Source organism: Pseudomonas sp. GL_091 (assembly GCF_057837725.1).
In genome coordinates this window covers 4,678,236-4,691,933 of the sequence record NZ_CM174451.1, presented here as the reverse complement: position 1 = coordinate 4,691,933, position 13,698 = coordinate 4,678,236, and the positions used below count along the sequence as shown (strand labels likewise).

Here is a 13,698-nt window from a genome sequence, read left to right as displayed (position 1 = left end):
GGAGTTTTGACATGGACAGGACCATCACAGTCGCTGGCAGCGCGGTGATTCTCGGGATGGCCTTGATCGGGTACGGGGTATGGCGGACCGCGCCCCCGACTGCACTCAATGAAGTCGCTTTGCCCGACACCTGGAGCGAGCAGACGCTGGAGCGTGACGGGGTTTCGCTGGCCGTTGCCGACGTGCAATTTCGTGTGACGGACAAAGCCTCGGGCCAACCCTTGTCCGGCGTCGCGCCGGGTGTTCGGGTCGAACCCGGCGATACCCACTAAGAGGAAGCTGACATGAACCGATTCGCGCATCGCGCACTGCTGACGTTCTGCCTGTTGGCCTTCGGTATCGGCCTGGCGCTGGCTCACTCGGCGGACGAGCACACCGGGCACAATATGGCGGCCAGCACCGCCAGGACCGCCAGCCCGGAGACCGCCCGGATCAAGTTTGCCGACGTGGCCCTGCTGGACCAGAACGGCAAGGTCGTCAGCCTGGAAAAAGACCTGGTGAGCAACAAGATCGTGGTCATGGGCTTCATCTACACCAGCTGCACCACGGTCTGCCCGGTGGTGTCCTCGATCATGGGCAAGGTGCAGAAACAATTGGGTGCGCGGGTCGGCACCGAGGTGCAACTGGTGTCGATCAGCATCGACCCGCAGCGTGATGATCCCCAACGCCTGAACGACTACGCCCGCACCTTCCAGAAGGGGCCGGGCTGGAGCTGGCTGACCGGTTCGCCGCAGTCGGTCAATGCCACACTCGAGGGCCTGGGCGCCTACAGCGGTGACTTCGAGAACCTCTCGCCGCTGATTTTGGTGGGGGACGGCAACAACCGATTCTGGACCCGCTACTACGGTCTCACCGAACCGACGGAGCTGGCCCGGGCCGTCGAGAAGCTCAGAGGTGAACGCAACGCCCACGCCAAGCACACCGCCATCGCCATGGAGCATCAGCCATGAGAGTCATCGATGGGTTCGCCCTGGGCATCTGTTACTGCATTTTCAGTTCAATGGCATTTGCCCACGAAGGGCATGGCGCGAAAGCCTGGTTCACCGACACGCCGTTGCAGGTCCAGAACGGCAGCACCTTTATCTCCCTTACCAGTGATCCGCTGCGGGACACCCCGGCGGTACTCAAGGCTTGCACCTTGAAACAGGGCATCGATGGGCCCCACTGGTTTTTTCTTACCGGCGACAAGGTGCAAATGGACCTTGTATTGGGCCGCATCGCCCAGATTGTGCCGACCCCCGAGCAGCACTCCAGCCGGTTGATCGTCGGTGACGTGGCGAACAAGCGCTGGAGCAAAATCCGTCCCGATGTCCCGGCCACCGCCATTGCCCAGCGCTTGCAGTGGCTGACAATGCCTGTGGCCGGTCGCTGAGTCACGGCCATGAATACTGCCCTCGTCCTTGGCCTGCTGCTCCTGGGCGGCATCACGTTCACCGCTCAGGCGTTGCCCCTGAGCCTCAGCGAAAGTGCCGGCAAGCGGTTGTACCACGAAGGCGTGTCGGCCAGCGGCGAGCCGATCATGGTCCGGGTCGGCGCATCGGGCATGCTGTTGCCGGCCACCCGCCTGCCGTGCGCCAATTGTCATGGCGAAGACGGCCTCGGGGGCCCGGAAGGCAGGGTGCGACCGCCGGACCTGAGCTGGTCGCGGCTGGCCAGCAGCCATGGCCAGCAGCACATCAACGGCCGCAGTTATCCGGCCTACAGCGAAAGCACCCTGGTGCGGGCAGTGCAGGAGGGGCGCGATCCGGGCAACAATCGGCTCGATCCGTCGATGCCACGGTTCGTGTTGTCGATGAACGATCAACGCAACCTCACGGCGTATCTCAAGCGCCTGGACGAAGACGGCGATCCGGGCCTGGCCCCCGACAGTCTGCACCTGGGCACGTTGTTGCCGGGTTCCGGGCCGTTGAGCGAGGAGGGCGTCACGGTGGCGGCGGTGCTCAACGGCTGCGTGGCGCGTATCAACGAGGCGGGCGGAATTCATGGCCGGCAGTTGCGCCTGACCATCCTCGACCCCGGCGCCGACCGTGCCAGTGCCGAAAAGGCGCTGGACCGGTTGATCGATGAAGAACAGGTGTTTGCCCTGATCGCACCGCTGGCACCGGCATTGGACATGGACCTCGCCGTGCGTCTGGAACAGGCCGGCATTCCCCTGATCGGACCGCTGTCCTTGCAGGGCACGCCCCACACCAGTCCGCAGATATTCGAACCGCTGCCGGGCCTTCGCGAGCAATTGATTGCCCTGGCCGACTACGCTGGCGCCAGCCTGCGGGTGCTTCAGGGGCCGACGCTGATCGCCTACCCGGACGAATCCGGCCAACGGCTGGCGGCGCAGGAACTCAGCCAATACTTGCAGGGGCACGCCTGGCAAAAGGTGAGCCTGCAAGCCTACGACCCGACCAGGGATGATTTTCCCTTGGGGTCGCGCTCGGTGTTTTACCTGGGCAGCAGCAGCGGCTTCAGTCGTCTGGCCGAGCGTTTGCAAACGGCAGGGCAGGTGCCTTACCTGTTCGCCGCCTCGAACCAGGTGGCGGGCAATCTGATGCAGGTGCCCAGCGGATTTTCCCGGCGGGTGTTCCTGGCTTATCCGTTCGTGCCCAGCGACTGGACCCTGGCCGGGCGCCTGGCCTTGACCCAGTTGCGCGAACACCAGGGCCTCGGCGGCCAGCACGCGGTGCTGCAAGTGGGCGCGTTCAGTTCGATGATGCTGCTCAGCGAAGGCATGAAGCAGGCCGGGCGCAATGCCAGTCGCCAGAAGCTGGTCAGTGCCCTGGAGGGCCTGCATGACTTCGATACCGGGCTGACGCCGCTGATGAGCTTTGGTCCGGGCCGGCGCCTGGGCTTGAGCGGTGCCCATATCGTCACGGTGGATCTGCCGGGCCAGCGTTTCTATCTGGTCGCCCCCTATAAACCCATTTCTGCCACGCCCTGACCGGAGGCCGATCATGAAACCCGACACCGCCCGGCATATCCTGATCAAGGTAGCGCCCGGTGCAGACGCTTCCACTGTCGAAACCGTGCGGCTACGCTTAACCGCAATGAGGGCGTCGGCGCCATTGCGCTCGCGCAATCGAATCGAGTGAATTGACGATCAATAGGGGGGTTCCCCAACAGTGGGGAAAAAACTTCAATGCCAATCCGGTCGCTTTCCCCGTTTTTGGGGGGATGGGATTTCTGTACGGGAAGGCATTGTTTTTAAATTCAAGGACATGAAGACCTAAAATTACCGGCGCCCAGCCTGGCGTGAAGTGTGCATTAGTCCTGTCAGGGCGCGCACTCCGTCAGGTTCAAAACCCGGACCTGCGGTTTCAAGGAGTCCACCTTGTTAAACAAAGTACTGGTTGTTGATGACGAACAGTTGCTGGCGGAGAACCTCCAGGGATACCTGCAGGCGCAAGCACTGGAAGTCCGGATTGCCCACGACGGTGCGCAAGGAATCGTTGAAGCTGACGATTTCGCGCCCGATGTGATGGTGTTCGATTACCGCTTGCCCGATATGGAAGGCTTTCAGGTGCTCGATGCCGTCCGCCAGAACAGGAAGTGTCATTTTGTGCTGATTACAGGGCACCCCACCGCAGAGGTTTGCGAGCGGGCCCGGCAGCTGGGAGTCAGCCATATCCTGTTCAAACCGTTTCCATTGGCGGAATTGGCCCGTGCCGTGCTTGATCTTCTGGGCAGGCAACGCGAACCCAAAGCGGGGGTGGGCACTTGCGAAGGCTTTGTCGAACGACGCCAGAGCAGGACCGAGAGTTTCCCCCTGCAGTTGTACGACGGTAGCTGGGTGCTTGCAGATCGCCGAAAAAGTACATCGGCCTCCATGGCGCCAGACGACGAACAATTGCTCACCGGGGAGTAGTGGCGCGACAAGACGTTCCGGCCCCCGCCGAAATGGCTCGCCGTGCCGACAGGGCCCAAAGCCCCGGGCGTTGGAGAGCAAGCCATGGACCGTCTATCCCTTGCCGTAGAGCCGGCGCAACCGGAATGTGCACCGACTCGTTTTACCAGTGAACAACTGGCCCAGGCCCGAGCCCTGGCCACCAGTTCCGGCGAACGGATGCTGGACGCCCTGGGGGGGCTGTGCGAACTGGCTCCCATGCCTTTCATTCAATGCCTCGGCGTAACCCTGCACTACCCGGTGCTCGACACCGACAGCCTGTTCAAATCCACTCCGGTGTTCGACCGGGTGACCCTGGCCCAATGCCTCAAGCGCGAATTCATTCTGTTGCGTCATAACGATGCGGTCATCGGTGTGTTCGCCGACCCCTTCGACAGTGCACGCCTGGCCTGGATCGATGAATGCCTGCAAGGCGCGCCGTTGTATCTGGTGCATGCCGACGACCTGAAAGCCTACCTGGCGCGTCACGAAGAAAGCTTCCATGCGGTGGAGTCGCTCAACGCCCAAAGCGACGCCGGCGCAGAAATCGATAACCTGCAAAGCCTTTCCCTGACCAGCATCAGCGAAGATTCCAGCGTGGTGGTCAAGCTGGTCAACTCGACCCTGTACGACGCGCTGAAAATGCACGCCAGCGACATCCACCTCGGCACCACCGGCAGCGGCCTGGTGATCAAGTACCGGATTGACGGCGTACTCAACAACATCAGCAAGATCCAGGGCAGCGAGTTCGCCGAGCAAGTGATTTCCCGGGTCAAGGTCATGGCTGAACTGGACATCGGCGAAAAACGCGTGCCCCAGGATGGCCGCTTCAAGATCGGCATCAGCGGCCGGCAGATCGACTTCCGGGTGTCGATCATGCCGAGCATTTTCGGGGAAGACGCGGTGCTGCGGGTACTCGACAAACAGGACCTGGCGGACAAGGTCTGCGGTGTGCAACTGCAGGCCCTGGGCTTTGAAGAAGAAACCCTGCGCCAGCTGCGCCGGCTGGCCGCCGAACCCTACGGCATGGTGCTGGTGACCGGGCCGACCGGTAGCGGCAAGACCACCACCCTGTACGCGATGATCACCGAGATCAACCACGGTGTGGACAAGATCATCACCATTGAAGATCCGGTGGAGTACCAGTTACCGGGCGTGCTGCAAATCCCCGTCAATGAGAAAAAGGGCCTGACCTTCGCCCGGGGCCTGCGCTCGATCCTGCGGCATGACCCGGACAAGATCATGGTCGGTGAAATCCGCGACCCGGACACCGCACAGATCGCCGTGCAATCGGCGCTCACCGGTCACCTGGTGTTCACCACCATTCACGCCAACAACGTGTTCGACGTGATTGGCCGATTCACCCAGATGGAAATCGATCCCTACAGCCTGGTCTCGGCACTCAATGCCGTGCTGGCCCAGCGCTTGATCCGCCTGGTCTGCACCAGTTGCAGCAGCCCTTACAGCCCGACAGCAGAAGAGCTGGAGGTCTCGGGGCTGGATCCGCAAAAGGTCGCTCATTACCAGTTCGTCCACGGCAAGGGCTGCGGGCATTGCCGGGGCACCGGTTATCGCGGGCGTAGCGCGATTGCCGAGCTGCTGCACCTGGACGACGAACTGCGGCAAATGATCGTCGAGCGCCAACCCATTTCGAAAATCAAGGCGCATGCCTGCAAACGTGGCTTGCGCCTGTTGCGCGAGTCGGCGCTGGAGATGGTGGAACAAGGCCGGACCACTCTCGAGGAGATCAATCGTGTCACTTTTGTCTCGTGAGCAATTTGTCGCCGTGCTCGGCGCCAGTGGTGTTGGCCTGGGGCAACGGCAAGGCAGTGCAACCCACTGGCTGGGCAGCGTCGGCTACATCGACGAAGGCTTCCAGGCCTGGACGGTGGCCCTCGACACCCTCGACCGTTTGCTGGCCGAACACACCGTTGCCAGGGCGGAACTGACCGTGGTGATCTCCGGGCACTTCAGCCGCTATTGCCTGGTGCCCTGGAGTGAGCAGATCAGCAGCCCGGCCGAATTGCTCGGCTTCGCCCAATTGTGTTTCGAAGACCTCTACGGTACCCCGACGCGACCCTGGAGCCTGGTGCTTTCGGCCGAACCCGCCGGTTACGACCGCATCGCCACCGCGCTGCCACAGGACTTGCTCGAACGCCTGCGTGCCCTGGTCAGTGCTCGCGGATTGCGCCTGCGTTCGGTGCAGCCGTACCTGATGGCGGCGTTCAACTATTTCGATAAGAGCTTTGAGGCCGGGGACTTTCTGTTCGTGGTCGCCGAACCGGTACGCAGCGTGTTGCTGTTGGCCCGGGAAGGGCGCTGGACCTCAGTGCACTCGGTGGGCAGCAGCGACAGCGATGCCGCGCTGACGGCGCTGATCGGCCGTGAAAACCAGTTGCAGGCTTCCACCAGCGAACGGCCGTTGACTGTCTACCTGCATGCACCGGCGCGCATCGATTCGCCTCCCGACGTGCCCGGTGTGCATCTGCGCACCCTCGAAGAAGACCGGACAGCCGTACGCGATTGCCTGTACGTCATGTCTCGGGCGGTGGCCTGACATGCGCCCCCTGATGCTCGACTTTCAGCCGCGCCGCCGTGCAGGTCCCTTGGGCTGGAGCCTGCTGGCCGGTGGCATGGTGCTGACACTGACCTGCCTTGTGGTGCAACAGCACCTGAGCAACGAGGCCGAACAACAGCAAGGTCATCTGCAAACTACACAGCGGGTGCTCACCGGCGATACCGGCACCAAGCTCAGCCTGACCCCGGCGCAAATCCGCGAGCAGGCGCAGAACCTGGCGGAAATGCGCAAGGTCTCCCAGCAGTTGCGCCGCCCCTGGGAACGCCTGTTTGCCACCCTCGAAGCCATGCCGCGGGACAACATTGCCCTGCTGGCCCTGACCCCGGACGCCCGCAAAGGCCAGGTGCGGATCAGTGCCGAGGCGCTGGACCTGGACGCCATGCTCGATTTCCACCGCCGCCTCGAAGCCAGCGACGAGCTGTCCGACGTGTCGCTGCTGAGCCACGAAATTGTCGCCAACGTGCCGGAGCACCCGGTGCAGTTCAACCTGTCGGCTACCTGGGAGATCGGCGATGCAAATCCATAAATTGATCGTCCACGAATACCTGCAAGGCCTGGGCGTTCCGGGGCTGGCAGGGCTGACCATGCTGGTGCTGGCGCTGAGCTATGGCCTGGTCGGGTTGCTGCCGGACTGGGAGTCGCTGCAAAGCCTCAGCCAGCAGACTCGCGAAGCCACCGAGTATCTGGCCAAGGTCGAAGACGGCAGCGTGGCTGCGCCGGTGGTGCCGCAGCGCCAGCTCGACGATTTCCGCAGCAAGTTGCCGTCCCAGCCTCAGGCCACCGTGGCCATCGACAAGATCTACGCCCTGGCCGCTCAGGAGCGCATCACCTTGTCCCGGGGTGAATATTCCCTGGGCGTGGACCCCAAGACGCACCTGGCCCGTTATCAGATTCTGCTGCCGGTGCGTGGCAGCTATCCGCAACTGCGGCGTTTCCTGCACGCCTTGCTGGGCCAGTTGCCGGCGGTGGTGCTGGAGGATGTGGAGTTTCAGCGCAAGAACATCGCTGAAACCGACCTGACCGGGCGGATCCGCATGACCCTTTACCTGTCGAGGTCATGATGAATACCAAGCGAGTGGTGGGTTGGGTGGCGTTCTTCGGTGTGGCGGCAGCGCTGGCCTGGTTCCCCGAATACTTCAAACAGGCTGACGACAGCGACCCTGTGGTGGCCGCCGTGGCCACGCCAGCCAAGGGCAAGGCCCCTGGCGCATCGGCGGCTGTATCGAGCGCCGCGGCGGCAGCGCCGATCAAGGACCTGAGCCCGGCAGGCGACCTGTTCGCCGCCCGCAGCTGGAAAGCGGCGCCGGCCCTGGGCACCGTCACTGAACAACCGGTCGTCGCGACTCCGGTGGTGCAAGTCCCCACTGCACCACCGTTGCCCTTCCAGTTTGTCGGCAGGCTGGATGACCGTTCCGATCTGCAGGTGTTTTTGCAGAACGGCGAAAAAATATACGTCGTGCGCAAGGGGGATGTCATCGACGAAACCTGGCGGATCGAGCGGATTTCCGATGAGGAACTGAGCCTGGTTTACCTGCCTCTGCATTTATCGCAGACCTTGTCTGTGGGGAGTACGGAATGAACAAATCCCGTTTGCTGATGAGCCTGTGTCTCTGTGCAGGGCTGGCCGCATGCAGTTCGGCGCAGGTCGCCAGGGATGAAGCTTCGGCCCTGATCGAATCGGGCCAGTACGAAGCCGGTCTGGCCCGCATCGAAGAGGGATTGCGCGAAAATCCTCGCGATACTGATCTGCACATGGCCCTCAACAACGGACGGGCCCTCGCCGTGAAGGCGCTGCTGGCCCAGGCCGACATGGACCGGGCCCAGCGTAATTTCGCCGGGGCCCGCATGACTTACAGCCGGGTCTTGAACATCGAACCGAACAACCGTCGTGCCCAGGATTCCCTGCGCCAGCTCGACTATCTGCGCAGCATGGATGAGAAACTCGAACTGGCCCGTGGCGACCTGCGTCGCGGTGACATCTACGGTGCCGACCGCCAGGTCAAACAGATTCTCGAACTGGACCCGAAGAACGACGGCGCCCTGGAACTGCAGGACAGCATCCGCCTGGTGCAGAGCCGCAATGTGGTGCAGTACCCCCAGCTGCGCACGCGCCTTGACCGGCCGGTGACCCTGGAATTTCGCGAGGCCAACCTCAAGACCATTTTCGAAGTGCTGTCCCAGGTCGCCGGCCTGAACTTCATCTTCGACAAGGACCTGCGCCCGGACATGAAAGCCACGATCTTCGTACGTGACGTGCGTATCGAAGATGCCGTTGAGCTGCTGCTGCAACAGAACCAGCTGCATCAGAAAGTGGTGAATGAAAACACCTTGCTGATCTACCCGGACTCGCCGCAGAAGATCAAGGATTACCAAGAGCTGGTGATGCGCACCTTCTACCTGACCAGCATCGATGCCAACACGGCGCTGAACATGATCAAGACCATGCTCAAGACCCGCGACGTGTTTGTCGATGAGCGCCTCAACACGCTGACCATGCGCGATACCGGTGACGCGGTGCGCATGGCGGAAAAACTCCTGCAATCCCAGGACCAGTCCAACCCGGAAGTGGTGCTGGAAGTGGAAGTGATGGAAGTCGCCCGTCAACGCATTCTCGACCTTGGCCTGCAATGGCCCAACACCTTCGGCGTGGTCAACAGCGACGGCTCGGCGGTGACCATTCTTGATCAACTCAAAGGCATCGACTCCAGCCGGATTACCATCTCGCCATCGCCGCAGGCCAAGATCAATGCCCAGGACAAGGACATCAATACCCTGGCCAGCCCTGTGATTCGGGTGAGCAACCGCGAGCAGGCGCGCATCCACATCGGTCAGCGCGTGCCGATCATCAGCGCCACCTCGGTGCCTTCGACCCAGGGCCCGGTGATCACCGAAAGCGTGACCTACCTTGACGTCGGTCTCAAGCTCGAAGTGCAACCCATCGTGCACCTGAACAACGAAGTGGCGATCAAGATCGCGCTGGAAGTCAGTAACGCCACGCCGCTGACGCCGACCGCTCAGGGCACCATTCCGGTCCAGGTCGATACCCGCAACGCCCAGACCACCTTGCGTCTGCATGACGGCGAAACCCAGATCCTCGCAGGGCTCGTGCGCAACGACCACGGCGCCACCGGCAACAAGATTCCCGGCCTTGGCGACATTCCCGGCCTCGGTCGCCTGTTCGGCAGCAACAAGGACGACGTCAGCAAATCCGAACTGGTGCTGTCGATCACCCCGCGGATCGTGCGCAACCTGCCGTACCAGAGCCCGTCTGACATGGAGTTCCCGACCGGTACCGAAACCAGCATGCACATCCAGGCACCGGACCGTTCGATGAACACGACGGTTCAGTCCGGCCCCATGAGCGCACCGATCGCCACCACCGTTACCGTTGGGAAGCCTTGATCATGAATGCCTCACAACGCGGTTTCAGCCTGATCGAAGTCGTGGTGACGCTCGCCCTGGTCGGCCTGCTGGCCGGCATGGCCGCACCGCTGACCGAGACGGTGGTGCGCCGGGGCAAAGAGCAGGATCTGCGGACTGCGCTGTACGAGATCCGCGATGCCATCGACGCCTACAAACACGCCTTCGACGCCGGCTACATCGAGAAGTCGCTCGACAGCAGCGGCTACCCGCCGAACCTGAAAGTGCTGGTCGAGGGTGTGCGTGACACGCGCAGCGCCAAGGGTGCCAAGTTCTACTTCCTGCGACGCATCCCCCGTGACCCGCTGGCAGTCGTCAAGCGTGACGACGAGGGCGGCTGGGGCCTGCGTTCCTATGACAGTTCGGCTGAGAACCCGCGGGAGGGCCAGGACGTCTATGACGTTTACTCCAAGGCCCGGGGCAAGGGTCTCAACGGTATTGCCTACCGAGAGTGGTGAGCCTATGCGTCGGCAAAAGGGTTTTACCCTGATTGAACTGATGGTGGTCCTGGCAATCATCGCGACCCTGATGACGATCGCCTTGCCACGCTACTTCAACAGCCTGGAGGCCTCCAAAGAGACCACCCTGCACCAGAGCCTGTCGTCTATGCGCGAGGCGCTGGATCACTACTACGGCGACACCGGGCGTTATCCCGATTCCATCAATCAACTGGTCGAACTGCGCTACCTGCGTAACCAGCCGCTGGACCCGATTGCCGAGCGCAAGGACACCTGGATAATAGTCGCGCCACCGGATGGCGTGGCGGGCGGGGTTGCCGATATCAAGAGTGGGGCCAGCGGGAGGGCGCGTGATGGCAGCCTGTATTCCGAGTGGTAAACCTTCGAGCCAGGACGGCTTCACCTACCTGGGTGTGCTGTTTCTGATCGTCGTGATAGGCATGGGGCTGGCCAGTGCCGGCGAGTTGTGGGCCACCGCTTCGCGCCGGGATCGCGAAAACCAGTTGCTCTGGGCCGGTACGCAATATGCCCAGGCGCTGCGCAGCTATTACCGCAGTTCGCCCGGGATGGCCCAGTACCCGAAAGAACTCAAGGACCTGTTGCAGGACGAGCGCTTCCCGACGGCCAGGCATCATCTCCGGCAGTTGTACCCGGAGCCGATGACGGGTGGCGAGTGGGAGCTGATGCGCGATTTCGACGGGCGGATCAGTGGTGTGTACTGTCCATCCGAGCAAAAGCCACTCAAGCAGGCGAACTTCCCCAGCGAGTGGTCGGACTTCAACGGCATGGCCAGCTATAAGGATTGGCAGTTCGTGGCCGAGAAAGTGGTCCTCGATGGCACCAGTGGACCGCCGAAAGCACAGTCCACCGCGCCCCAGGCATTGCAGCCTTGAGCCGCAGGAGCGGGCCTGCTCGCGAAGGCGGCCTGACAGCCGGCCTGTCTTTTATTGACTGTGTACATATCTGTTTTTTGGTAACGGCGGCTTATGGTTTCGCCCTTACGGCGAGTCACTTTTTTTACAAGCGCCTAAAAAAAGTAACCCAAAAAACGCTCGCCCCGAACGTACGGCCCCTCGCTAAGGCTCGGGGTTCCTTCGCTCCGGCATTCATCCGGGGGCATCGCCTCCGGTCGGCTTCGCTCGACCTCCTCTCGATGTGTTCGGCTGCGCCGAACGGCGCTGCGCGCCTACCCCCCGGATGAACGCCTCCACTCAGCCTGCCGAGGGGGCGGGTGGATCAAGATCAAGAGCTGCAGGCGAGCTAACGCTCGGCCTGATGAGTGGTGAAAAGCAGTGGGTGTACGCCGCTCTGCCTTTGCTTTTCTGTGGGAGCGACGGTGCGGCGATCCGACCTGCTCGCGAAGGCGGCCTGCCAGCCGACCAGGTGCATCACAGGTGAACAAAACCCGCGAACAGGCCGGCCGGTAGGCCGCCTCGCTTTTGCTTTTGCGGTACACGCCCCCTCGTGAGGCCGAGCGCAGGTTCTGCGCAGTGGGCAACCCGGCATGGATGCCGGGTTAGCCGCCGCCGGCCATGGATGGCCGATGGCGGCGGGCCCACGGAGCAGGACCGGAGCAAGGGCATGCCGAGCCACAGCGAGGCACCGAATGTCAGGGGCAAGAGCCCTTGGTTACTTGGGGCTTTTCCAAGTGACCCGCTGTAAGAGCGGAACCATAAGAGGCCGTTACCGCTAAAACGGATATGTACATCCTCAAAAATCCATGCCGCCTGCCACACCGCCATCGCAAGCAAGCCCGCTCCCACAGAGACCTTCAGTGGCCACAAGTCCCGCGTAAAACCGGGAACCCAATGTGTGGGAGCTTGCTCGCGATAGCCATGGCTCAGTCTTCACTGTGGCCCGCAGCGGTAAAGCTCATACCGTTTTTGCTACGCCACCACCCGATAACACGGCACATACGCCGCGCCGCCCGGCAGTTTCATGCGGTGCTGGGCGACGAAGGCTTTGAGCAGCAGGTCCAGCGGTTGCATGATCGCCGCGTCGCCACGGATCTGGTACGGCCCGTGTTCTTCGATCAGGCGGATGCCCTTGTCCTTGACGTTGCCGGCGACGATGCCGGAGAACGCGCGGCGCAGGTTGGCCGCCAGTTCGTGGGACGGCAGGTCGAGGCTCAGTTTCAGGTTGGCCATGTTTTCGTGGGTCGGGTCGAACGGGCGCTGGAAGCCTTCGTCAATTTTCAGCAGCCAGTTGAAGTGGAACGCGTCGTTGCGCTCGCGGCGGAACTGCTTGACCGCTTTGAGGCCCTGGGTCATCTGCCGCGCCACTTCGGCCGGGTCATCGATGATGATCTGGTAGTGCTGCTTGGCGGTTTCGCCCAGGGTCGCACCGACGAACGCGTCCAGTTGTTCAAGGTACGGTGCGGCATGTTTCGGCCCGGTGAGGACGACCGGGAAGGGCAGGCCTTTATTGTCCGGGTGCATCAGGATGCCCAGCAGGTACAGGAACTCTTCGGCCGTACCGGCGCCGCCCGGGAAGATGATGATGCCGTGGCCAACGCGAACGAATGCTTCCAGGCGTTTTTCGATGTCCGGCAGGATCACCAGTTCGTTGACGATCGGGTTCGGCGCTTCGGCGGCAATGATTCCGGGTTCGGTCAGGCCCAGGTAGCGGCCGCCGTGGATACGTTGCTTGGCGTGGGCGATGGTCGCGCCTTTCATCGGGCCTTTCATCACGCCGGGGCCGCAACCGGTGCAGATGTCCAGGCTGCGCAGGCCCAGTTCGTGGCCGACTTTCTTGGTGTATTTGTATTCCTCGGTGTTGATCGAGTGCCCGCCCCAGCACACCACGATCTTCGGCTCGACGCCGGGGCGCAGGGTGCGGGCGTTGCGCAGCAGGTGGAAGACGTAGTCGCTGATGCCCTGGGAGTTGCTCAGGTCGATGCGTTGGCTGTCGAGTTCGTTTTCGGTGTAGACGATGTCACGCAGGGCGCTGAACAGCATTTCCCGGGTGCTGGCGATCATTTCGCCGTCGACGAAGGCGTCGGCCGGGGCGTTCAGCAGTTCCAGGCGCACGCCGCGGTCCTGCTGGTGAATGCGGATTTCAAAATCCTTATAGGCTTCAAGGATGGTCTTGGCGTTGTCGACATGGGCGCCGGTGTTGAGGATGGCCAGGGCGCACTGGCGGAAGAGGGTGTAGGTGCTGCCGGAACCGGCTTCGCTCAATTGCTGGACTTCCCGTTGCGAGAGCGTTTCCAGGCTGCCTTTGGGACTGACGGAGGCGTTGATAACTTGGCGTTGGGTCATTCAATGATCCTTAAAACGATGTCATTCACACAGCAACTACGAATGGCATCCGAATAATGTGTATTCATGAAAGAAGATGGCACGAACTACGCAGTCTCGCCATGTCCC

Annotated in this window: 14 protein-coding genes and 1 pseudogene; 14 read left to right on the top strand and 1 reads right to left on the bottom strand. The window is 62.3% G+C overall.

What is annotated here, in order from left to right; all coding sequences use genetic code 11:
- Positions 1–11: 11 nt before the first annotated feature.
- From AC3ITY_RS21325 to AC3ITY_RS21260, 14 genes and pseudogenes are all read left to right on the top strand, one after another.
- A pseudogene (locus tag AC3ITY_RS21325) lies at positions 12–257 on the top strand (hypothetical protein); the annotation flags it as partial.
- Between the two features lie 27 nt (positions 258–284).
- Positions 285–950 (top strand): SCO family protein, encoded by a 666-nt coding sequence (locus AC3ITY_RS21320; RefSeq protein WP_489304748.1) that lies wholly within the window; start codon positions 285–287, stop codon positions 948–950.
- Entirely contained in the window at positions 947–1,372 is a 426-nt protein-coding gene (locus AC3ITY_RS21315; RefSeq protein WP_489304747.1) for an SCO family protein, read from the top strand. The genes AC3ITY_RS21320 and AC3ITY_RS21315 overlap by 4 nt, the downstream gene beginning before the upstream one ends.
- A gap of 9 nt (positions 1,373–1,381) precedes the next feature.
- The gene (locus AC3ITY_RS21310) at positions 1,382–2,932 is read left to right on the top strand and encodes a cytochrome c/ABC transporter substrate-binding protein (RefSeq protein WP_489304745.1); all 1,551 of its coding nucleotides are present in this window, start codon (positions 1,382–1,384) and stop codon (positions 2,930–2,932) included.
- A 390-nt stretch (positions 2,933–3,322) separates the two neighbouring features.
- Positions 3,323–3,856 (top strand): response regulator, encoded by a 534-nt coding sequence (locus tag AC3ITY_RS21305; protein WP_223448898.1) that lies wholly within the window; start codon positions 3,323–3,325, stop codon positions 3,854–3,856.
- 84 nt (positions 3,857–3,940) lie between these two features.
- Positions 3,941–5,647 (top strand): GspE/PulE family protein, encoded by a 1,707-nt coding sequence (locus tag AC3ITY_RS21300; RefSeq protein ID WP_489304744.1) that lies wholly within the window; start codon positions 3,941–3,943, stop codon positions 5,645–5,647.
- On the top strand, positions 5,628–6,431 hold the full coding sequence (locus AC3ITY_RS21295) for a hypothetical protein (protein WP_489304743.1): 804 nt from the start codon (positions 5,628–5,630) through the stop codon (positions 6,429–6,431). Before AC3ITY_RS21300 ends, AC3ITY_RS21295 begins: the two co-directional genes overlap by 20 nt.
- 1 nt (position 6,432) lies before the next feature.
- Entirely contained in the window at positions 6,433–6,978 is a 546-nt protein-coding gene (locus AC3ITY_RS21290; RefSeq protein WP_489304742.1) for a PilN domain-containing protein, read from the top strand.
- Entirely contained in the window at positions 6,965–7,513 is a 549-nt protein-coding gene (locus AC3ITY_RS21285; protein WP_489304741.1) for a pilus assembly protein PilO, read from the top strand. The genes AC3ITY_RS21290 and AC3ITY_RS21285 overlap by 14 nt, the downstream gene beginning before the upstream one ends.
- Positions 7,513–8,031, top strand: coding sequence for a hypothetical protein (locus tag AC3ITY_RS21280; RefSeq protein WP_489310964.1), 519 nt, complete (start codon positions 7,513–7,515; stop codon positions 8,029–8,031). The genes AC3ITY_RS21285 and AC3ITY_RS21280 overlap by 1 nt, the downstream gene beginning before the upstream one ends.
- Positions 8,028–9,854 carry a secretin N-terminal domain-containing protein gene (locus tag AC3ITY_RS21275; RefSeq protein ID WP_489304740.1) on the top strand — a complete coding sequence of 609 codons (1,827 nt, stop codon included), beginning with the start codon at positions 8,028–8,030 and terminating at the stop codon, positions 9,852–9,854. The genes AC3ITY_RS21280 and AC3ITY_RS21275 overlap by 4 nt, the downstream gene beginning before the upstream one ends.
- A gap of 2 nt (positions 9,855–9,856) precedes the next feature.
- Positions 9,857–10,330 (top strand): type II secretion system protein, encoded by a 474-nt coding sequence (locus tag AC3ITY_RS21270; protein WP_223458509.1) that lies wholly within the window; start codon positions 9,857–9,859, stop codon positions 10,328–10,330.
- A 4-nt stretch (positions 10,331–10,334) separates the two neighbouring features.
- Complete coding sequence (locus tag AC3ITY_RS21265) at positions 10,335–10,709, top strand: type II secretion system protein (protein ID WP_223458511.1); 375 nt, start codon at positions 10,335–10,337, stop codon at positions 10,707–10,709.
- A complete protein-coding gene (locus AC3ITY_RS21260) occupies positions 10,684–11,223 on the top strand; it encodes a type II secretion system protein (RefSeq protein ID WP_489304739.1) in 540 nt (179 codons plus the stop codon). The genes AC3ITY_RS21265 and AC3ITY_RS21260 overlap by 26 nt, the downstream gene beginning before the upstream one ends.
- A gap of 993 nt (positions 11,224–12,216) precedes the next feature.
- Here AC3ITY_RS21260 and ppnN read toward each other — a convergent pair.
- A complete protein-coding gene (ppnN, locus tag AC3ITY_RS21255; RefSeq protein WP_489304738.1) occupies positions 12,217–13,590 on the bottom strand; it encodes a nucleotide 5'-monophosphate nucleosidase PpnN in 1,374 nt (457 codons plus the stop codon).
- Positions 13,591–13,698: the final 108 nt, after the last annotated feature.